Genomic DNA, 20468 nt, shown 5'->3' with positions numbered 1-20468 from the left:
GGCCCGCAGGGTTGTTTGGTCGTTGGCAAGAGGGGAGGGGCTACAACCCCTTGGCGCTCAGCATGTCCTTGTAGCGCTGGCGCAGCAGCTGCACCCGCTCTACGTAGGCGCGAGTCTCAGCATAAGGGGGAATGCCCCCATGCTTTTGCACCGCGCCGGCACCGGCGTTATAGGCGGCGGTGGCCAGTGCCACGTTGCCGCCATACTGCTTGAGCAGCCCCGCCAGGTATTTCACCCCGCCGAAGATGTTCTGCTCCGCCAGCAGGGCGTTGCCCACTCCCAGCTCCCGCGCCGTGGCAGGCATCAGCTGGGTCAGCCCCATGGCCCCTTTGCGGGACACAGCCAGCGGGTTGAAGGCGGACTCGGCGTGGATCAGTGCCCGGATGAGGGCCGGCTCCACCTGATAGGCCTTGGCCGCCGCCTGGATGGTGCTGGCGTAGTCATAGAGAAACAGGCCGGTAGTGTGCCAGTTGACCTTGGAGTCGGGGTCGCAGGCGTAGCAGTCGTTGAACAGCAGCAGCTCGTAGTGACCCTGCTCCGGCATCATGTCGGAGTAGCGCACCACGCCGTTTTTCTGCACCGACTTGTAGACCTGGATCTGGCGGGTGCCGGGCGGCAGCGGAGGGCTGGCCGGCTCGGGGGGCGGCAGCACGCCCGGGGTGTGCATGGTGACGGGGGGCGCCGCGGGCGGCGGTGCCGGCGGCTCGGCAGTGAGGATCACCACCTCGGCCGGGGCGGGTGTCTGGCTCCAGCCGGGTGCGGAAAACAGCGGGATCAATCCCATCAACATCCATGCTTTCAACGGCTTGCTCCTTCAGCCTCGTTAGCCTTGTTGAGTAAAGCATCACGGCGCGGGCAGAACAAGCCCGCCCTGACCGACCCGTGCTCTCGGCCGAGAAAATAGCGGCAGCAGAGCAAATAAAGAGGCCGCCCAGTGGCGGCCTCGCGCGGCAGTGGCCGGTTTACTCCTGCAGCCAGAGGCGGGCGCTGCGGGCGGGAATGGCGACCCGCACCCACTGGCTCTGCACGTTGACCACGGCGCTTTGGTCGAGCAGGTCCCGGTAGTTGCGATACCAGTTCATCTCGAACTTGGCGGTATCGAGCCAGTACTCCTGCTCGTAGTCGCACTTGTTGATGCCGACCAGCCCCTGCTTGCCGCGCTTGAACAGCACGAAGCAGTCGCCGCTGCCGACCAGCTGCATGGGCTGGCCCTGCACCGCGTTGTGGAAGCGGATCATTCCCTTGAGGTCGCTGCGCAGGTAGTAATCCTGCCAGCGCAGCCCGTCCTTGGCCTGGGTTTCGCCGTGATCCGAATAGACCAGCGGCGAGCCGCCGTCACGGCCGAGCAGGTAGGCATAGGCCAGCTTCTCGTCGGTCGGGTTCAGGATCTGGTAGCGAAAGCCGTCGTTGGTGGGGATGTCGTGGGTGATGGCAAAGGTGACCGCCCGGCTGCCCGGCAGCGCCTGGCCGTAGGCCCCCGGATCCGCCAGCTGGTTCATGCTGCCGCCATAGCCGAGCGCTCCGCGCAGGGAGGCAAACAGCGGGAAGTCATAGGCCCCCTGACCGCTGCTGTCGAGATAGGGCTTGAGGAAGCGCTCGTAATCGTTGCTGCCGGCGCCGCCGGTGGTGATCACCTCGCCGAACACGTGCATCCCCTGCTTTATCTCGGGGGTGAACACGGCGTTGATCTGGTAATCGCTCATGTGCTTGACCGCATCGACCCGAAAGCCCTTGATCCCCATCCCCTTGAGCGCCTTGAGGTAGGCCTGCTGCTGGCTCACCACCCAGTTGTTGGGGTCAAGATCCGGCAGCCCCTTGTCGCCCGCGCCGCCGCACAACCGCCAGTACTGCACGTTGCCCGGATCGTTCCAGTCGCTGATGCACCCTTCCGGGTGGAAGTCCTGGCCGGCGAGCAAGTTCTGGCCCAGATCGCCAAACAGCTTCTGCCGCTCGAAGTAGCCGGGGTTGGCGGCATAGCTTTGCAGCAGCTCGCTGCCGGGGTAGTTGAGATCGCTGCGCTTCCAGCTCTCGTTGGCCATGTGGTTGAGCACCACGTCCGCATAGACGGCGATGCCCCGCGCCTGCATGGCGGCGATCAGCTGCTCGAGATCCTGCTTGTTGCCAAGGGGGGTGTCGATGAGGCGCAGATCCTGGGGTTGGTAGCGTGCCCACCACTCGTTGCCCGATGACTTGAGGGGCGGCGAGATGAGCACCTGTTTGTAGCCGGCGGCCTTGATGAGATCGGCCTTGGCGGTGACTTCACTGTATTTCCAATTGAAGGCGTGCAGTATGACGTCGGCATGTGCCAAAGGCGCGATCAGCATGCCTGCGATCGCCCAGATTCCCGCTGTGTGTTTCATTATTGTCAGTCCTTGTTTTGGGTGCCCAGATGGGCACCCAGAGCCTCACACCGGCCTGTCTTGCCAGCAATCGCCGGGCGGCGATTTTGTGAGCACTTTCAAAGCGGACTGTGCGGATCTGTGACGGCTTGCAAAAAACCACGCAGGCCGCGTCATTACTGACTTTTCAATCACTTAACCGGGCTTTTTTCGGCTCAGTCAACCCCGTTGTTGTAGAGCGGCTGCCAGGCGCAGTAGCGCTGGCCATTGCGCTGGTTGTAGAGCCAGAAGCGGTTGCAGTTGTCGTCGTAGTTGCTGGCGCCGACGTTGACGGCATAGCTGCTCAGCCGCTGCCCCTGCAGGGACTGGAACACCCCGTTGTAGAGCAGGGAGAAGTGCAGGTGCGGGCTGGTGGAGGAGCCGCCCTCGCACAGCGCCTCGTTGCGGTTGCTGGCATAGGTGCCGATGGGGGTGTCGGCGGCCACGTAGTCGCCGCTGCGCACCGAGATCCCGCTCATGTGGTAGTAGTTGGTGGCCCAGCCGTTGGGGGCGGTGACGCGCACCTGGCAGCGGGAGAAGACGGTGACGGTGCCGCTGTTGGCGGCGGTGACCGTGTAGGTGGCGCCGCCCCAGCCCGGCCAGTCGTAGGAGACATCGATGGAGGAGTAGGGGTAGCCGGAGCCGGTGTGGGAGTGGGCGCCATTGGCCTTCCAGCTGTAGCCCTGGCGCCAGGGCAGCTGGAACTGACCGCCGGCCAGCGGTGCGGCGGGGGCGGCCGCGCCGCCCCTGGGGGAGGTCATGGCGTCCTGGCCGAACAGGGTCCGCCACTGCTCACCGAGCTGGCGCTGTACCGACGTGCTCAGCATGCTGGCGAGAGCGGCCTGGTGCGGGGCCTGGGGCACCAAGGTGGGGGTGCTGCGTTGCATAAGCCTTTGCTGGACGCGGACCTGATAGAAGCGCTCGGAGAGCTGGCGCGCCATCAGCTCCAGCTGATTGTCAAAGCCCCTGGCCTTGACCAGCTTGGCGAACGGCGCAGCCATGGCCTGCTCGGAGGGAGCCGAGATGAGCTGGCTGCTCGCCTCCATCAGGGCCAGCAGCAACTGGGGGTTGAGGCTGGTGATGCCGCTCCAGTGCAGGATCACCTCCTCCTTGGGCAACAGGTGGGGCGCCTGTTGCAGCAAAAAGTCGTGCAGATCGAAGGCCATGGCCGCCTCGCCGAACACGAAGTGGGCCTCATCCAGGGGGAGGGCCGGGGTCTGACTGGCGGCAAGCTGCTGCGCCGTAAAGTGATAGGGGGCAAGCGGGGTATGGATGTCGCCGGCCCAGCCGGCGGCGGGAAGCAGGGCCAGCATCAGCAGGGAGGGGATCGGTCTGGACATGATAACTCCTTGGCAAAGTGGTGAGGTGTCGGGGTGGGGATGGACCCACGCGGGCAACAACAGCGCGAGGCTATGCCAAGGCTTCACCATAGGGGTAAATGTCAAAGTTGCTATTCAAATGGGGCTTTTTATGCGGATGGATAGCGGCATTTGTTTGTTAACAAATGTTTACGGAAATGGTTTGTAGAGCCAAATCAGTGAGTTGCGGGCCAAGAAATGGCGGGCTGCCGTAAAGGGCGGGGAAGAGGCGCAAACAGTGTCTGCCACTGGCTTGCCGTGATAGGATCGCCACTGGCCAGACCGGCTGACGGCATGTTAAAAATTATGCAACTCGGTGTGGTTATTGGCTTTTTTGTTATTAAAAGCCGTGATATCGTCAATCTGGTCGGATCTCTGCGACCGACATCAATGTATGAGGACCGGGCCGAATGGCCATGGATGGAACGGGTGTGATAGGCAAGCGGGCGATGGAACTCACGTTCGAAGAGTACTGTGATGCAGACCTTTCCCTGATCAGGGATTACTACGAAACCACTTTCTCCCACTACGTGCCGGATCTGGCCGAGCGGATCTTCGTGGTACGCGACGCCCACTGGCTGGTGGGAGCCGTGCGCCTGCGCGACGAACAAGATTACTACCACCTGTGCGGTTTTCGTCTGCTGCCCCACTACCAGTCGCTGGGGCTGGGCTCGCGCCTGTTGCAGCACGCCTGCAACGATCTGCAAGACAAGCCGGTGGTGTGTCAGGCCTTGCCGTTTGAAAAGCCGTTCTACCTCAAGGCCGGCTTCGCCGACCTGCCCCTGCATGAACTGGAGGGGCCGCTCTTCTCGCTGTATGACCAGCAGCGCGAACAGGGTTACCAAATCGAGCTGCTGGTGCGCCAGGCCAAGGCCCCGGTCTACAACTGACGACTCACTGGGGCTTGGTCAACAGATGGATCTTGCCCGGTGACAGCTCCAGCCCCAACAGATTCTCTTTCAGCCAGGCCTGGTTCGGATCCTTGTCGTTGAGCCGATAGACCGGCTGGGTCTCCAGCCGCTTCTCCATGCTCTGCAGCAGCATGCCGAGCATGAAGCCGAACTTCTGCTGCGCCGCCTCCGGCTCCAGCTTGTATTCAATCAACTTCATGTTGTCGAGGAACAGCGCGCTCTGCGCCTTGTCATAGCGCGGTCTCGCCTCATAGGTCATGTTCAGCCGTGCGTCGTACTCGCTCTGATCCGGCAGGGCGATCTTGAGCTTGCCCTTGCCATAGACCCGGGCGGTGTCCGGGCTCTGGCGCCCGATCTGGACATCGCTCTGTTCGAGCTGCACATGGGCCTTGATGATGCCGGGCAGCTCCAGCTGTTTGTTCACTTGCACCTGGGATTGCAGGTACTGGTTTATCTGTTGCTCATTGATGTCATATGAGCCTTGACCTAGCATGGCCAGACTGAGCAGCATAGATTGCAGGATCATGCTAACGACCTGATAGAATGGGTGTGTTTTACAGCATACCATCCTGGCTTCGCGGGATCTGCCCACCGCATTTCACTCGTCTGTAAAAGGAGTTCTCGTGATCAACGGTCTGGAGCACGACATCCAACTGCTGTTTTCCCAGTTCCTCGGCTGGTTGCTGCTGCTGTTTCACACCGTGATCGTGGCGGGGGTCTCCTTTCGGGTGGTGATGAAGCGGCGCCCCATCGGGGTCTCGCTGGCCTGGCTCGCCCTCATCTATGCCATCCCGTTTGCCGGGGTCGGTTTCTACGTGCTGTTCGGCGAGATCCGCCTCGGCCGGCGCCGCGCCGAGCGGGCGCAGGCCATGTACCGCCCTTACGCCATCTGGATCCGCCAGCTGGCCCGGCTCTTCCCCCAGCACTGCTGCGAGGTGGGGGAGAAGGCCCAGCCGCTGCACGATCTGATCCAGGGCCGATTGGCCATGCCCATGCTCTCCGGCAACCGGATGACGCTGCTGAGCAAGCCGGAAGCCATCCTGCGCGAGATAGTGCGCGACATCCGCCAATCCTCCCAGTCCTGCTACCTGGAGTTCTACATCTGGCACCCGGGCGGCGACACCGACGAGGTGTGCGAAGCGCTGATGGAAGTGGCGGCGCGCGGCGTGGATTGTCGCTTGCTGCTCGATTCCATGGGCAGCAAGACCTTCTTCCGCTCGTCCTGGCCGAAAAAGCTGCGCAAGGCCGGGGTCAAGCTGGTGGAGGTGCTGCCGGTCGGGGCCTGGCGCATCCCGTTCCAGCGCCAGGACCTGCGCATGCACCGCAAGCTGGTGGTGATCGATGACCGGGTCGGGTACACCGGCTCCATGAACATGGTGGATCCCCGCTTCTTCAAGCAGAACGCCGGGGTCGGCCAGTGGGTCGACATCATGATCCGGGTGCAGGGGCCCATGGTGCCGCTGATGTGGTCCATCTTCGTCTGGGACTGGGAGATGGAGACCGGCGAGCGGCTGCTCGACAGCCTGCAACACGAGCCGGAGGCCTGGCCCCAGAGCAACTACCGGGCCCAGCTCATTCCGTCCGGCCCCTTCGTCGGCGGCGACTGCATCCAGCAGAGCCTGTTGCTGGCCATCTATCAGGCCCGCCACCATCTGGTGCTGACCACGCCTTACTTCGTGCCGGACGATCCGCTGGCGGCGGCGCTCTCCTCGGCGGCGGCCCGCGGCGTGCAGGTGCAGCTGGTGCTGCCGGCGCGCAACGACTCCCTGATGGCCAATTACGCCTGCAACGCCTTCATGGAGGAGCTGCTGGAGGCGGGGGTGGAGGTCTATCGCTACGACGCCGGCCTGCTGCACACCAAGAGCGTGCTGGTGGATGACGACTTCGCCCTGGTGGGTACGGTCAACCTGGACCGGCGCAGCCTCTGGCTCAACTTCGAGGTGACCCTGCTCATCGACAACCCGGTGTTCGTCGCCGAGATGACCCAGCTGGTGCAGGGCTACATGATAGAGGCGACCCCCATGTCGCTGGCCAAATGGCGGGCACGTCCCTGGTACAAGAAGGTGATGGAGAACATGTTCTACCTGTTCAGCCCCTTGTTGTGACATCACTTAATTGCGGCAGGCGCCGAATTGCGCTTGCCTAGCCCCAAGCTGGCCCCGTAGAGTGCGGCAATCACTCCCTGGAGAAACAGAAGAAGATGAAGAAGCGAGTAGCGCTGGCCGTCACGGCGGCCTTGGTGGTGGGTGGGCTGGGTGCCTGCTGGTACACGGGCAACACGTTCGATCGCATCATGGCCGAGCAGATCGCCAAGGTGAAGCAGGAGAGCGGCGTCGAACTGAGCTGGCAGCCGAGCTCGAGCAACCTGTTCGCTCGCGATGGCGTGCTGAAGGTGGTGGTCACCCCGCAGACCCTGGCCAGCCTGGATGGTCAGCTGGAGGGGAGCGAGCCGGTCGAGGCGCAGTTCATCGTCACCAGCCGCATCCTGCCGCTCTACATCAAGAGCCACATGCTGCTCGACACCAAGCAAGGTTCGCTGGCGCCGGTGTTCAACGCCTTCAAGATGGAGCAGTGGCAGTTCGGCATCGAGTCGGTCAGCAGCCTGTGGACCGCCAGCAACAGCAGCCGCTTCTGGGCCAACGAGTTCAAGATCAAGCAGGGGCTCGACGAGTTCAACTTCCTGCCGATGAAGGGCGACTATCACGGCGATCTGGAAGGCAACGGTCACGTTACCTTCCACTGGCAGGGTATGACGGTGCACGAAGAGCAGAACAAGATGGACATGGTGCTGGCCGAGCTCAAGGGCAGTGCCGACATGGCCGAAATCAGCGGGATCTGGCTCTCTCCGCGCAGCGACATGACTCTCTCCGCGCTGTCGGTACAGCTGCCGGACAGCGTCAAGGTCTCCCTGCAGGGGCTGACCACCGAAACCCAGCTGGCGGGTGATGATGCCCAGACCCTCTCCAGCAGCTACCAGATGAAGGTGGACACCCTCAATCTGGAGAACGAGACCGACAACCTGGCGCTGACCCAGAGCAAGCTGGCCCTCAATCTGAAGGGGCTGGATCTGGAAGGCTATCAGGCGCTGCAGGCCTCCAGCGGCCAGGGCGTGGAAGAGGAAGCGATCCAGCAGGCGCTGGACAAGATGCTCAAGCGTGGCGCCACGCTGGAGCTGGTGGACTTGAGCTCTCACCTCAATGGCGAACCGGTGGCCATGAAGGGCGACATCAAGCTGGCGGCCACCTCGCTCGAGCAGCTGTTCAACAGCGAAGAGGGGATGCACGCGCTCTCCGGCCTGCTGCACGCCAACCTGAGCGGCAAGCTGGGCAAGGCGGTGCCGCAGCTGGCGCCCATGCTGGATCAGTTCGCGGCCATGGGTTACCTCAAGGCGGACAAGGAGCAGCTGACGGCCGAGCTCAAGCTCGACAAGGGCGCCATGACCGTCAACGGTCTGCCGCTCTGATTGACGTTGCTTTCGTGCACATAAAACAAAGGCTCCCGCGGGAGCCTTTGTTGTTTTCAGTGGCCGGGATTACTTGAATACCACCGTCTTGTTGCCGTAGACGAACACCCGCTCGTTCAGCACCAGCTCCAGTGCCCGGCTCAGCACCGATTTCTCCACGTCGCGGCCGGCCTTGGCCATGTCGTCGGCGCTGAAGGTGTGATCGACGTGGATCACGTCCTGCTCGACGATGGGGCCCTCATCCAGATCGTCGGTGACGAAGTGGGCGGTGGCGCCGATCAGCTTGACCCCGCGATCGAACGCCTGGCGATAGGGGCGGGCACCGATGAAGGCGGGCAGGAAGGAGTGGTGGATGTTGATGATCTTGCGCGGATAGGCCTCGACGAAACTCGGGGTCAGCACCCGCATGTACTTGGCCAGCACCACGTAGTCGGGCTGGTAGCCGTCGATGATGGCGCGCACCTGCTCTTCGTGCTCGGTGCGGCTCAGATCCTCGTGGCTGACGGTGTGGAACGGAATGTCGAACTTGCCGGTCAACTCGGCGAGGGTGTCGTAGTTGCCGATCACCGCGACTATGTCCATGTCCAGCGCACCGGCGTAGTTCTTCATCAGGATGTCGCCGAGGCAGTGGGTCTCCTTGGTCACCAGGATGACGATGCGCTTCTTGCCGGCCTTGACCAGGCGGCGCTGGGCACCGGCGGGCAGGGCATCATCGAGGTCGGCCAGCAGGGTCTCGTCGTTGAAGCGTCCCTCCAGCTCGGTGCGCATGAAGAAGCGGCCGTTTTCGTGATCCACGAACTCGTCGTTCTTGTTGATGTTGAGCTGGTGCTTGTAGCAGATGTTGGTGATCTTGGCGATGAGGCCCTTGGCGTCCGGGCAGTCCGTCAGCAGTATTTTCTTTTCCATCTCTGTCATGATTCCGTTTGTGTTGTTGGCGCCTGAGTCTGCGCAGGCAGCGCGTTTTTTCAGGCACTATGCCACAAACAAAATCAGAAAAGACAGTGCGCCGTGCGCCCTGATGCAATGCGGCCACAAGCGGTGCGCTATTCATCTTTGATGGGTTTTGGGCTGGTATCCGGCGTTTTTTTTCTTTACGCTGTCTGCGCTTATTCTCAGGGCGGGGTGAAATTCCCCACCGGCGGTATCCCGATGTGACTCGGGGAGCCCGCGAGCGCCCGACCCGGTATTGCACCGGGACGGGGTCAGCAGATCCGGTGAGATGCCGGAGCCGACGGTCATAGTCCGGATGAAAGAGGATAAGACAGATATTGCAGGCAAGCCCCATGGGCCGGCCGCTGCATACCTATCTCTGTCTGCCTTTCCATGCCCTGATTCTGGTCCTTGTCTTGTTTAGGAGTCTTACCATGAATCAGTCTCTTCTCAGTGAATTTGGTGATCCCATTGCCCGTGTCGAAGCGGCGCTGGCAGCTCTGCGTGCCGGCCGCGGCGTGCTGGTGGCCGACGATGAAGATCGGGAGAACGAAGGGGATCTCATCTTCGCCGCCGAATCCATGACCAACGAACAGATGGCGATGATGATCCGCGAGTGTTCCGGCATCGTCTGCCTCTGCCTGAACGACGAGCGGGTACGCCAGCTCGAACTGCCGATGATGGTGGAGGCCAACTCCAGCCATTATCAGACCGCCTTCACCGTGACCATCGAAGCGGCGCAAGGGGTGACCACCGGCGTGTCGGCAGCCGATCGCATCACCACCATCCGGGCCGCCATCGCCGACGGTGCCAGACCGTCCGACCTGCACCGCCCGGGTCACGTTTTCCCGCTGCGGGCCCGCACCGGCGGGGTGTTGACCCGTCGCGGCCACACCGAAGCCACTGTGGATCTGATGCAGCTGGCAGGACTCAAACCGTTCGGTGTGTTGTGCGAACTGACCAAGGAAGATGGCTCCATGGCACGGCTGCCGGATCTGGTGGCATTCGGTCGTCAGCATCAGATGCCGGTGCTGACCATCGAGGATCTGGTGCAATATCGTCAATTGCTGTCAGAACGTTCAGCCTGAGCCTCATACGAAATTGTAATAAGCCCAAAATTTGGTTACGCTTTGTGCGAACCTCATCCAGAGACCCTCATTTTTGGCTTAACTTTGCACAAAAAGTGTACGTTTAAAAAAAAATGAGGGTTTTAATGCATTTATCTGTGATGGGGCCTATCCAAACTATGATTTTTTTGTGCCATAATCACGCCGCTTGCTAAACGTCTGGCGAGTTAAAGGGAGCTTTTAAAATGAAAAAAATGTTGTTGGTAGGTGTTGTTGGTCTGTCCGCTCTGCTGGGCGGTTGTGCAAACACCAGCGAACTGGAAACTTCCGTTCAGAATCTGTCTAACAAAGTTGACCAACTGGCTCAAGATGTTAGCGCTGTTCGTGCTGATCAATCCAAGATCGCTGCTGATGTTGCAGAAGCCAAGCAAGAAGCTATGCGTGCTAACCAGCGCATCGACAACATGGCTACTTCCTACAAGAAGTAATCCATGCGAAAAAAATGGCGCAGTTATGCGCCATTTTTTTTTGCCTGAAATTCGTCAAATTCCCGCGTTTTCCCCGCTGATACCTGCCTGACAAGGCAATGCCGATCACTCGGCATCACCCCGTTTTTCATTCCCGCATCGATCAGTAGAGCAGGCTGTAGAGCTTGCGACGGTAGCTCTGCGCCGCCGGGTTGTTGCCCATGGTGGTCAGGATGTCGAGATAGGTCTTCTTGGCATCACCGAAGGCGAGATCCCGCTTGAGGATGGTAAACAGCAGCGTGAGCGCCTCTTCCTGCCGGCCTGCCTGGCTGTATTGCACCGCCAGCTCCTGGGCCAGGGCAAAGTTGTCCGGCTCCTGCTGGTGACGGGCTTCCAGCGCCCGCAGTTCCGGGCTGTCGGCGGCCTGTTGGGCCAGTGCCAGTCGGGATGTCAGGGTCTGGTAGTGATCGTCCTGGGCGATCATCGGGATCTTGCCCAGCCGATCCTGCGCTTCATCCAGCAGATTGAGATCGAGCGCCGCCTGAATGAGCCACAGGCTGATGTCGTGGCGCTCCGGTGCCAGCTGATGGGCCTTGCCGAGATGGGCATAGGCAAGGTCCGCCTGACCATTTGCCAGCGCCTGCTGTCCCTGTTCGAACAGCAGCTCCTCCTCCTTGGGGGCGAAGGCGGCAAAGTAGTGGCGCAGGGTGGCTTCGTCCTGCGGGCCTTCCAGAATGGCCTGCTCGTCAGGGCGGCCCTGATGGAACAGCACCAGCGCCGGCAGGGCGCGCAGGCCGAGCTGGCCTGCCAGCGGCTGCAGCTGCGGATCGTTCATGTCCACCCTGGCCAGGGTCACCTGAGGATTGGCCGGGCCGACTAGCGCTTCCACCTGCGGGGTCATGGCCTGACACTCCGGCATCTGGGGGGCGTGGAAATAGATGACGATCGGCTTTTTCATGGAAGCATCGATCAGGGCGCTTTGGAAATTCTGGGGATTGATGTCGACGATCATGAGGCTGACTCTTGGAAAATGGTGTGAGTTAACATGGGGTTGATGGGCACAGAATTCAAGCTGCCGTCGAGCAGCCAGCCGTTGACGGCGAGGGTCGGTGCCGCCAGGCTGAGCCAGCCCCGGCCGATGGGCCAATCCTGTACTTGGTAATCCTGTTCATCGAGTTGGTTGTCGAGCTGCCACGCTTCCTCTGGCACGAAGCGCACCTTGTCGAGGCCGGCGGCGATGCCAGCGCCTTGGGCCTTCAATACCGCCTCCTTGCGCGACCAGAACCGATAGAAAGCCGGCTCTTGCTCCGCCTCGGGCAGGGCGAGCAGCCACTCATATTCACTCTGCGCATAAAAACGGCGGGCCAGTGGCAGAATCTGGCGGCGCCGCTGGCCCATTTCTATGTCCACTCCGAGCGGGCCGGCGGCACAGAGGGCGATCGCCAGCCAGTCACCGCTGTGGCTGAGGTTGAACTGCCAGCGCCCGTCGCTCAGTACCGGCTTGCCGTGCGGGTTGCTGCAAAACTGCAGCGCATCGGGGCGGCACTGCAGGCGCTCGGCCAGCAGCCGTCGCAGCAAGCCACGGCTGAGCAGGTACTCCTGGCGGCGTGCCGGCTGACCGATGGACTGCCATGTCTGCCGTTCTTCGGGGGAGAGCAGGGTTTGCAGCAGGCTCAGCTGGTCGGCGTCCGTGTTGGCCGGTTTTAACAAATAGAGATCCACAGAGATCATAATTTTTCACTTAAAAAGCATGCTGAAACAGCGATAAAAGTCAGTTTGATCCGGCCTGGGTGGCCCCTTTCGAGATTGTATATTGTTTGGCCACGATCACATTAATCAGGAAAAATAATGCATTTCCTTGCAGAAATGTGAGGTCGATAGGGATTTTCGCTTGCCTCGATAGAATTCTTGGATATAGTCGGGTGCTGTTGCCTTATAAATTGCCCGTTCGGGCCGTATTTTAACAAGTTTTACTATTTTGCGGGGATAAAGGATTGCGCCACCTGATGCTACTGCTGGTCGCGCTCGGAATGGTGGGTTGTGCCTCGGCACCCCAGCCCGAGGTCGCGAGCAAGATCGAAGTTTCCATGATGGAACCCGTTATTGAACCGGAAGCTTCGCAAACCCCAGATGTAAACGAAATCCTGACAGTATACAAAGAGTGGCGCGGTGTTCCTTACCGCATGGGCGGCAGCAGCCAGCGTGGCATCGATTGTTCCGCCTTCGCCCGTGAAGTGTTCCGCAACGCCGTCGGCATCGAACTTCCCCGTGATACCCGCTCCCAAGTCCATGAAGGCACCCGCGTTTCCAAGCAGGATCTGGTCGAAGGTGACCTGGTCTTCTTCAAGATCAATCGCCGTCTCAATCATGTCGGCATCTATGTGGGCAATGGTGAATTCATTCACGCCTCCACCCGCGCCGGGGTAACGCGCTCCAAGCTCGACAGCTCCTACTGGCGCAGCAAATTCTGGCAGGCACGCCGGATCGACATCTGAGTCAGGCTGGACAAACGGCTCGCAGTACGGACTGTTTTTCCAACCTCACTTGAACCGGGCTCGACAGCCCGGTTTTTTATGGCCGTCATTTAGACTTTCCGGGGCCAAGTCACTATAGTGTGGGCCCGTTTTCCTCGGCAGGCCCAGCATGAAGACTCATTCCGACCGCAAATCCGGATTGCATCCACGCAATCGCCATCAGGCTCCCTATGATTTCGATGCGCTCTGCCAGCGCACCCCCGAGCTGCAACCCTTCGTGTTCGTCAACGAGCACGGCACCCAGACCCTGGACTTTGCCGATCCGGCCGCCGTCAAGGCGCTGAACAAGGCGTTGCTGGCGCTGCACTATGGCATTGCGCATTGGGATCTACCGGCCGGTTATCTCTGCCCGCCCATTCCGGGGCGGGTGGATTATCTGCATCGGATGGCCGACCTGCTGGCCGAGAGTGCCGGCAAGGTGCCGACCGGCAAGGGCGTCCGGGTGCTGGATATCGGGGTCGGTGCTAACTGCATTTATCCACTGCTGGGGGTCCGCGAATATGGCTGGCGCTTCGTCGGCTCCGACATCGATCCGGTGTCGGTCAAGGCCGCTACCTTGCTGGCCAAGAGCAACGGGCTGGGCAGCCAGATCGAATGCCGCCTGCAGGGCAAGGCCGGCGACATCTTTCAGGGGATTGTGGCGCCACTCGAGCGTTTTGCGCTGACCCTCTGCAATCCTCCCTTTCATGCTTCACTGGCAGAGGCGAGCAAGGGTACGGAGCGCAAGCTGCGCAACCTGGGCAAGGCGGCGACGGCCAAGCCGGTGCTCAATTTCGGCGGCCAGAAGGCCGAGCTCTGGTGCGAAGGGGGGGAGGCGGCCTTTCTGGCGAGCATGATCACTCAGAGCAAGGCATTCGCCAGCCAGTGCCTCTGGTTCAGCTCGCTGGTGTCAAAAAAAGAGAACCTGCCGGCGGCCAAGCAGGGGCTGAGCCGGGTCGGGGCCCGTCAGGTGCGGGTGCTCGAGATGGCCCAGGGCAACAAGATCAGCCGGGTCCTGGCTTGGTCTTTCCAAGACGAGGCGGCCAGCAAACAGTGGTGGTTGCCAATGGCGCACGATAACGCCTGAACCGGCTGAAGCGGGACGACGACAAGGGGCATGCCGATGGTATGCCCCTGTTTTTTGGGGAGCGTCAGTGGCCAGTTTGGGTCGATGCCCGGCACCCATGACAATCGTTTTTCCCCTTGTGGTACCTGGGTTGGCGCCTGCATGTTAGTGAACACTTTCATCCTCGGTACAGTTGTACGCTGAGATTTTTTTGCACTTGCAGTTGAAACTTTCATAAAATAGGACTGGTTAGACCTCTTTACAGGCTTTGAATCGAATAGGGATCGGTACATGAAAGTTGTCGATTTTCTGAAGCGCAAGCGCGAAATACTGGCGCAACACCCCTTTGAGCTCAAGGATTGGCTCTCTCCGGCGATCCGCGACTACTGGCGTGAGTTTCAGCAAAAGGCACACCTCCACCCTCTGCTGGGCCGGGTGCTGGATTTGCAGAGCGACAGCCAGTCCACGCAGCAACAGCAGGGCGCGGCGCAAGTCGTCAACGGCCAGCCCGTGCCGCTGGATACCCCTGCCGTCGAACTCAGCGGCGAGGCAGCAGCCTTGTTTTCCACCTTGCAGGAGCGCATCGGCGAAGAGACTCATGTCGGCGAGTGGTTGCTGGTCAGCCAGCAGATGATCAACGAGTTTGCCACCGTGACTGGCGACAACCAGTGGATCCACACCGATCCGGAGCGCGCAGCGGCCGAGTCACCGTTCAAGACCACCATTGCCCATGGCTTCCTGACCCTGGCGTTGTTGCCGCGGTTGACGGGCAGCATCAACGAGGCCGCCCCCGAGTTTCCGACCGCCCGCATGGTGGTGAACTTCGGCCTGGATCAGGTACGTTTCCCGTACCCCATCAAGGTGGACAGCAACATCCGCGCCCGCACCAAGCTGGCTCGGGTTACCCCGATCAAGGGCGGGCTGGAGCTGCTCAAGGAGATCAAGGTCGAGATCGAAGGCATTCGTCGCCCAGGCTGCGTCATTGAATCGGTCACCCGGATCTACTTCTGACGGGGTGACGGTGTCACCCGCTGGCACGAACCGTATTGAAAAAAACAGGCTCACCTCGGTGAGCCTGTTTTGTTTATGGCGGTTTGTTGCACTTGCCTATGTTGCCTCTATGTAGGCGCCACTCACACATCCATGGCTTGCCCCGAGGGCTAGAAGCTGGCCCCCAGGCTTATCAGGTGGCGCCACTCTTTGTCTGATAAGGGGGTCTGAACACCTTGATAGTCCAATCTGGCATCTTCCCAATCGAGCTCGCTCGACCAGGAGAGGCGCAGGTGGTCGTTGAAGTAGTAGCGCATCCCCAGGCTGCCTTTTACGGCCTGCGCCCGGGTGATGTAGGGCGAGGGCTGGTCCAGATAGCGCTTGTAGGTGCCCTTGCTGAACAGCTCCAGTTGCTCCGACCAAAGTGCAATGGGTTGCCGGTAGTCCCAACCAAGGCCCATCAGGGGATAGCTAATGATCCTGTCATTGAAAATATCGGGGATGATGAAGTTGTCCCAATAACCCGGCCTGACGTAGGAACGCTCCAGTCCGGCCTGGCTGATCAGCTCAAGCCGTCGCCGCTTGTCGTTCCAGAACCGGTAACCAGGTCCGGCCACATAACCTACATCCATGTATTCGGGGCTCAGCATCTGATATTCAAAGTCGACGGCGGAGCGCAGAAACCAGCGCTGATCGAAGAAGAAGTCCAGCATGGGCTTGAGCCGGTACTCATGGCTGTTGGTGACGTTGTTGGCAGTCTCGTAGATGTACTCCCCATCCAGCGTATAGCGCCAGTCGAGGTTGGCCACCTCGGTGGAGGCCTTCAGGTTGACATTGTTGGTCTGCTTGTCGCTGTGCTTGAGCTTGACGTTCAGATCGCTGCTGCCGCTCCACAACCAGGCTTTCTGGTCATCCGGCGTCAGGGCCAGCAGGGTAATGCCGGTCTTGACGGTCGGTTTGGGTTTGTCCTGCTTCTCGATGCGCCAGCGCTTGACAGCTTCGCGCTTGACGGTGATGGGGGCGCTGTAAGGGAGCGCGATGCGCACTTGCTGGTCGCCTATCTCCTCTATGGTGCCGGTCAGCCGGTCACCGTTGTCCATCCAGAGGATGTCGGCCGATACCGCCGGGCTCAGCAGCAGGGCCAGCAGACAAAAAATGCGGTAGCTCATGAAGATCCTCGTGAACATGGTTGGCCATCAGCCGCTGACGGGACGGGGGATACCGTTCTTGCTGTTTAGCACGCGGGCGGCCTTGTCACCATCGACTTCCGGTTTGGCGATGAAGGCTTCCACCTCGGGGGAGAGGATCAGCGGGGCGCCCTGCTCCAGCTCCAGTTCGGTGCGAGAGAGCGGTGAGTGCACCTCCAGCCAGTGACGGCCATCAGGCTCGATGGCGGTTTTGACCGGCTGGTTGATGACCCGCACCTGAGTGCCGATGGGAACAATCTTGAACAGGGCCTCGATATCGTCGGGGCGCAACCGAATGCAGCCGGCGCTGACCCGCAGACCGACGCCAAAATCCTTGTTGGTGCCGTGGATGAGGTAGTCCTGCTTGCCATAACCGAGGCGCATGGCGAATTTGCCGAGGGGATTGTCGGGACCGGGTGGCACTACCGCCGGCAGGGTGATCCCTTTTTGCTCGAGCCAGGACTTGCGCACCATGGGGCCGGGCACCCAGGTCGGATTGGGATTCTTGGCGATCACCGTGGTGGTCATCTCCGGCGTCTCTCGCCCTATGTCACCGATCCCGATGGGCAGCACCATCACCTCGTTTTTGCCTTTCGGGAAATAGTAGAGGCGCAGCTCCGGCAGATTGATGACGATACCCTCGCGAGGCACGTCCGGCAGCAGCATCTGGGTCGGCAGGGTCAGCCGGGTGCCCGGCTTGGGCAAATAGGGATCGACCCCTGGATTGGCTTCGAGCAGCGCCAGAAAACCAATCTGGGTGTGCTTGCCGATGAGCTCAAGATGTTCATCTGGCTGGACTATGTAGTCCTCCAGTTCGCCGAGCAGGCGGCTGCCTGCCGGGGGCAGCGGATAGGTGGTGGCGAGGACCGGAGCCGTCAGCAGGCTGGCGGTTAGCGCCAGCAATGAGAGGGTTCGTGCTATGAACATGTACTTCCTGTCTGATTGAGATGAGGGGGCCGCGAGGCGACCGCCTTGAGTAAAAGGGGGAAATTGTCAGTCAAACGGGTGACGATTGCCAGCTTGGCCGGCCAGGGTTACAGCCGGGTCCGGACATGGCAATCCATCATTTTGACCGTTTCTTGCCTGTTTTTAATGCAAGGCAGCATAACCTGCAATGAACAGCATGCTTGGAGAGCGGTGGGAGAGGGGATGAGTGGCGAGTAGCGCCGGCGACACCGGTGTAGGGGGAGTGTCTCGGCGTCAGTGCTGCAGCGACAGCAGGTACGACAGCGGAGAGCATCTCGCCACCGGGCGCGTGCTCATCTGCTGGTTTTATGTGCAGTCGTTTGATCTTTAAAGAGATTCAAGTTGATTTCCAGAGGCGGCTCCGGTAACAATGATGCCCCGTGGAGAGATGCCGGAGTGGCCGAACGGGATTGACTCGAAATCAATTGTGGCAGCAATGCCACCCAGGGTTCGAATCCCTGTCTCTCCGCCATCTTCAAGGCCCAAGCTGCCAGACAGCTTGGGCCTTTCTCTATTTGCACGCTTGCCGGCTTGTTACCCGGCAGGGCGTGTCAGGGCTGGCATGCCGGCGCGCCGGTGGCAGGGGCAGAGCGCCACTGCCAGGGTCTTGTCACGGCGTTACATGCTGGAGAAGACATTCATGATCACCCCGCCCGAGATGATCAGCGCCATCGCCAGGATGGCGGGCAGATCCGGTTTTTGCTTGTAGAGGAGCATCGAGCAGATGGTGACCCCGACGATGCCGAAGCCGCACCAGAGCGAATAGGCCACCCCGACCGGAATGGTGCTCATGGCGCGGGTGAGGGCGAAGTAGCACAGGCTGTAGGCGCAGACGACCAGTATGGATGGCCCCAGTCTGCTGAAACCGTTGGTCTTCTTGATCATCGAGGTACCGGTGATTTCAGAGCCAATAGAGAGCGCCAGCCATAAAAATCCGAAATTAAACATGGGTCATTCCTTTTGTGTCAGTTGGCGATGTTGTTGTTCATGGGAGGAGTGAGCGGCTCGGCGGAGGCATCGGCGCCCTCTTCGCTGCCCATCTTGGAGAACAGGTTCATGATGACGATGCCGCTGGCGATGACGGCCATGCCGATCATGGCGGCGGTGTCCGGGTGCTGGCCGTAAAACGCCATCCCCAGGGTGGAGACCACCAGGATGCCGGTGCCGGACCAGGTGGCGTAGGCAAGCCCAACGGGGATGTCTTTTACCACGCGGGAGAGGGAGTAGTAGCAGGTGCAATAGAGCAGCACGAGCAGACCGAGCAGGAGCATCTTGGTGGTTCCTTCACTGCTGCCAAACATCTTGAGAGTGGAGGTGGCCGAGGTTTCGGACACGATCACCAGCAGCATCCATAGCCAACATTTTGTTTTTGAAGACATAAGTTAAACTCCGGGTTTGTTATTTAAGGTAAGGTTGTTTTTCTTTTCTTCTGCTTTTCAAAAAATCGATGGCGGCATCGGTCAGCTGGGCCTCGGCCGTCTGTGCCAGCGCCGGATCCTTCTCAACATCGCTGACCGTGAGATAACGGCGCGCCGTGCCCGCCGGCACCGGGGCCGCGTCGTTCGCCGGTGCCAGCCTCTCCAGCAGCTCATTCATGGTGCACAGCACAACACCGATCTCGCCCAGACGGCTGAGCGCCGCCTGCATGTGCCCGGCGTATGGCGTGCCCGGTTGCGCCCCCAGCAGCTGGTTCAGCTCGCTGGCGGGATCGCAGTGATAGCGCAGCGCCAGCACCGGCAAGCCGCTTAGCAGGGCATCGTGCAGCCGCCGGGCGACGGGGCTTTGCAGCGAGCCGCTCAGCAGATCCATCGCCAGCGGGTAGTCGAGAAAGGGCAGCACCAGCGCGCGATAGGGGGCGGGCGGCAGGGCCTGTTGCCAGACGTTGGCCGGCACTGTCTCCCCCAGCGGTTGCCACAGCGCGCCATCCTCGATCTCTGCTGCCAGCGCAAGCTGCAGGGGCTGCCCACTGCCGGCCAGACGGTTTCGAATGGCCTGCCGATAGCCCTGAGCCGCGGTCACCATCACCAGCAGTGGCGGCTGCAGGCGCCTGAGCATCTGTTCGACCAGGCGTTCAATCTGTTCGTCGGTCATGGGGATCTCCGTTAGCCGAGCAGCCTGACCTGCGCGCCGTTTTTCAGTCCGGCGGCGTTGGCCTCTTCGGTGTCGATGTGAAATTCCAGCGCGAAATCATCGCGTACCCGCACCACCACCTCATCGAAGGTCAACTGGCGCTCGCCGTCGCTGCGCACCCTCACCTTCTGACCGTGGGTCACGTTCAGCTGGCGGGCATCTTGTGGCGAGAGGTGGATATGGCGCCAGGCGCAGATCACCTGGGAGCGCAACTCCACATGGCCGGCGGGGCCGATGAGCAGCGCGCTGCCGGTATTTTCCAGCTGGCCTGACTCACGGACCGGCGCCTTGATGCCGAGGGTGAAACAGTCGGCGCGGGAGATCTCCAGCTGTGAAACCGGCCGGGTCGGGCCGAGTACCCGTACCCGGGTCAGCGAGCCCTTGGGACCGACCACGGTGACGCACTCTTCGGCGGCAAACTGGCCCGGCTGGCGCAGCAGTTTGAGCGGCGTCAGGGTGTAGCCCTTGCCGAACAGGGCCTCCACATCCTGTTGTGCCAGGTGAACGTGGCGATTCGAGATGCCGACCGGGATCGCTGGGCTGACCAGGCTCAGACGGGCGGCGATCTTTTGATGCAGCTGGGGATCGATCATGCTTTCTTCCCTTTTCTTGCCGCGCCCTGTCGGTCTTCCGCCTGATCCGCGGCTGGCTGGCTGGCAGGTGGCGTGGCCGGTTCGGTATCGGCACCGCTTTCCGGTGATAGGGCCGGCACAGCGCTTGTTGCGGTAGTCATCTCCTTCTTGGTGCCGGCCGGTGCGCGCGGCGGGTAGCCCTTGAGGTTGCCGAGCGCCGCTACCGCGCTAGGCTCCGGACGAGCAATCACCAGGGAATGGACCTGCTGGTCGATGGTGGCGGCCACCGCGACGCCACGCTCGATGGCGGTGTGGATGGCGCTGATCTCCCCTTCGAAGCAGACACTCACCAGCCCGGAACCCACCTTGCGATAGCCGATGCAGCTGACGCCTGCCGCTTTGCAGGCGGCGTCCACCGCCTGAATGGCGGCGACCAATCCTCGCGTTTCAATTACGCCCAAACTTTTCAT

Annotated in this window: 22 protein-coding genes, 1 tRNA gene and 1 riboswitch; of the genes, 9 read left to right on the top strand and 14 right to left on the bottom strand. The window is 61.1% G+C overall.

All coding sequences use genetic code 11. The features are described 5' to 3' along the window. Positions 1-40: 40 nt before the first annotated feature. The 3 genes from PG881_RS08670 to PG881_RS08660 all read right to left on the bottom strand — a co-directional run bounded on the left by PG881_RS08670 (position 41) and on the right by PG881_RS08660 (position 3718). Entirely contained in the window at positions 41-790 is a 750-nt protein-coding gene (locus PG881_RS08670; protein WP_167297678.1) for a lytic transglycosylase domain-containing protein, read from the bottom strand. Positions 791-962: 172 nt separating this feature from the next. Then, positions 963-2360, bottom strand: coding sequence for an alpha-amylase family protein (locus tag PG881_RS08665; RefSeq protein ID WP_270799340.1), 1398 nt, complete (start codon positions 2358-2360; stop codon positions 963-965). 194 nt (positions 2361-2554) lie between these two features. Next, the gene (locus tag PG881_RS08660; protein WP_270799338.1) at positions 2555-3718 is read right to left on the bottom strand and encodes a M23 family metallopeptidase; all 1164 of its coding nucleotides are present in this window, start codon (positions 3716-3718) and stop codon (positions 2555-2557) included. A 428-nt stretch (positions 3719-4146) separates the two neighbouring features. On the opposite strand from PG881_RS08660, the gene PG881_RS08655 reads away from it, so the two are divergent. Beyond that, positions 4147-4626, top strand: coding sequence for a GNAT family N-acetyltransferase (locus tag PG881_RS08655; protein ID WP_011705218.1), 480 nt, complete (start codon positions 4147-4149; stop codon positions 4624-4626). A 4-nt stretch (positions 4627-4630) separates the two neighbouring features. Here the strand turns inward: PG881_RS08655 and PG881_RS08650 are convergent, their stop codons facing one another. Continuing rightward, on the bottom strand, positions 4631-5173 hold the full coding sequence (locus tag PG881_RS08650; RefSeq protein ID WP_043161222.1) for a DUF1439 domain-containing protein: 543 nt from the start codon (positions 5171-5173) through the stop codon (positions 4631-4633). A 97-nt stretch (positions 5174-5270) separates the two neighbouring features. On the opposite strand from PG881_RS08650, the gene cls reads away from it, so the two are divergent. Together cls and PG881_RS08640 are read left to right on the top strand one after the other, a co-directional pair. Next, positions 5271-6752: a cardiolipin synthase gene (gene cls / locus PG881_RS08645; RefSeq protein ID WP_011705220.1), complete on the top strand. Its 1482-nt coding sequence runs from the start codon at positions 5271-5273 to the stop codon at positions 6750-6752. A gap of 95 nt (positions 6753-6847) precedes the next feature. Further along, positions 6848-8110 carry a DUF945 family protein gene (locus tag PG881_RS08640; protein ID WP_016349961.1) on the top strand — a complete coding sequence of 421 codons (1263 nt, stop codon included), beginning with the start codon at positions 6848-6850 and terminating at the stop codon, positions 8108-8110. A gap of 69 nt (positions 8111-8179) precedes the next feature. On the opposite strand, the gene purU is transcribed toward PG881_RS08640, so the two are convergent. Beyond that, complete coding sequence (purU, locus tag PG881_RS08635; protein ID WP_011705222.1) at positions 8180-9016, bottom strand: formyltetrahydrofolate deformylase; 837 nt, start codon at positions 9014-9016, stop codon at positions 8180-8182. A 198-nt stretch (positions 9017-9214) separates the two neighbouring features. Continuing rightward, positions 9215-9372: riboswitch (FMN riboswitch) on the top strand. 102 nt (positions 9373-9474) lie between these two features. On the opposite strand from purU, the gene ribB reads away from it, so the two are divergent. Together ribB and PG881_RS08625 are read left to right on the top strand one after the other, a co-directional pair. Beyond that, positions 9475-10128: a 3,4-dihydroxy-2-butanone-4-phosphate synthase gene (ribB, locus tag PG881_RS08630; RefSeq protein ID WP_039215521.1), complete on the top strand. Its 654-nt coding sequence runs from the start codon at positions 9475-9477 to the stop codon at positions 10126-10128. A 224-nt stretch (positions 10129-10352) separates the two neighbouring features. Further along, a complete protein-coding gene (locus PG881_RS08625; RefSeq protein WP_010634682.1) occupies positions 10353-10595 on the top strand; it encodes an Lpp/OprI family alanine-zipper lipoprotein in 243 nt (80 codons plus the stop codon). Between the two features lie 142 nt (positions 10596-10737). Here PG881_RS08625 and PG881_RS08620 read toward each other — a convergent pair whose 3' ends face one another. After that, positions 10738-11586, bottom strand: coding sequence for a tetratricopeptide repeat protein (locus PG881_RS08620; RefSeq protein ID WP_039215517.1), 849 nt, complete (start codon positions 11584-11586; stop codon positions 10738-10740). After that, complete coding sequence (locus PG881_RS08615; RefSeq protein WP_039215516.1) at positions 11583-12305, bottom strand: 4'-phosphopantetheinyl transferase family protein; 723 nt, start codon at positions 12303-12305, stop codon at positions 11583-11585. Before PG881_RS08615 ends, PG881_RS08620 begins: the two co-directional genes overlap by 4 nt. Before the next feature lie 275 nt (positions 12306-12580). Between PG881_RS08615 and PG881_RS08610 the strand changes: the two genes are divergently transcribed. The 3 genes from PG881_RS08610 to PG881_RS08600 all read left to right on the top strand — a co-directional run bounded on the left by PG881_RS08610 (position 12581) and on the right by PG881_RS08600 (position 15164). Then, positions 12581-13069 (top strand): C40 family peptidase, encoded by a 489-nt coding sequence (locus PG881_RS08610; protein ID WP_005298673.1) that lies wholly within the window; start codon positions 12581-12583, stop codon positions 13067-13069. 148 nt (positions 13070-13217) lie between these two features. Further along, positions 13218-14174, top strand: a complete 957-nt coding sequence (gene rlmF, locus PG881_RS08605) for a 23S rRNA (adenine(1618)-N(6))-methyltransferase RlmF (protein ID WP_270799329.1) — start codon at positions 13218-13220, stop codon at positions 14172-14174. Positions 14175-14444: 270 nt separating this feature from the next. After that, positions 14445-15164 (top strand): MaoC family dehydratase, encoded by a 720-nt coding sequence (locus tag PG881_RS08600; protein WP_270799326.1) that lies wholly within the window; start codon positions 14445-14447, stop codon positions 15162-15164. 149 nt (positions 15165-15313) lie between these two features. Here the strand turns inward: PG881_RS08600 and PG881_RS08595 are convergent, their stop codons facing one another. Continuing rightward, entirely contained in the window at positions 15314-16312 is a 999-nt protein-coding gene (locus PG881_RS08595; protein ID WP_270799323.1) for a DUF481 domain-containing protein, read from the bottom strand. A 27-nt stretch (positions 16313-16339) separates the two neighbouring features. Then, positions 16340-17257 (bottom strand): L,D-transpeptidase family protein, encoded by a 918-nt coding sequence (locus tag PG881_RS08590; RefSeq protein ID WP_270799320.1) that lies wholly within the window; start codon positions 17255-17257, stop codon positions 16340-16342. 421 nt (positions 17258-17678) lie between these two features. On the opposite strand from PG881_RS08590, the gene PG881_RS08585 reads away from it, so the two are divergent. Beyond that, a tRNA-Ser gene (locus PG881_RS08585) sits at positions 17679-17768 on the top strand. Between the two features lie 146 nt (positions 17769-17914). Here PG881_RS08585 and PG881_RS08580 read toward each other — a convergent pair. Genes PG881_RS08580 through PG881_RS24030 form a run of 5 tightly spaced genes read right to left on the bottom strand, consistent with a single transcriptional unit; the run spans position 17915 to position 20468 of the window. Further along, on the bottom strand, positions 17915-18244 hold the full coding sequence (locus PG881_RS08580) for a DMT family transporter (protein ID WP_010634671.1): 330 nt from the start codon (positions 18242-18244) through the stop codon (positions 17915-17917). Positions 18245-18261: 17 nt separating this feature from the next. Further along, a complete protein-coding gene (locus tag PG881_RS08575) occupies positions 18262-18675 on the bottom strand; it encodes a DMT family transporter (protein ID WP_270799317.1) in 414 nt (137 codons plus the stop codon). A 19-nt stretch (positions 18676-18694) separates the two neighbouring features. Then, positions 18695-19387 (bottom strand): hypothetical protein, encoded by a 693-nt coding sequence (locus tag PG881_RS08570; RefSeq protein WP_270799314.1) that lies wholly within the window; start codon positions 19385-19387, stop codon positions 18695-18697. Between the two features lie 11 nt (positions 19388-19398). Further along, positions 19399-20019, bottom strand: a complete 621-nt coding sequence (locus PG881_RS08565) for a phosphate propanoyltransferase (RefSeq protein WP_270799312.1) — start codon at positions 20017-20019, stop codon at positions 19399-19401. Continuing rightward, complete coding sequence (locus PG881_RS24030; protein ID WP_270799311.1) at positions 20016-20468, bottom strand: BMC domain-containing protein; 453 nt, start codon at positions 20466-20468, stop codon at positions 20016-20018. Before PG881_RS24030 ends, PG881_RS08565 begins: the two co-directional genes overlap by 4 nt.

Source organism: Aeromonas sp. QDB54 (assembly GCF_027707385.1).
Lineage (GTDB): Bacteria > Pseudomonadota > Gammaproteobacteria > Enterobacterales > Aeromonadaceae > Aeromonas > Aeromonas hydrophila.
This window is presented reverse-complemented; position numbering and strand designations above follow the sequence as displayed.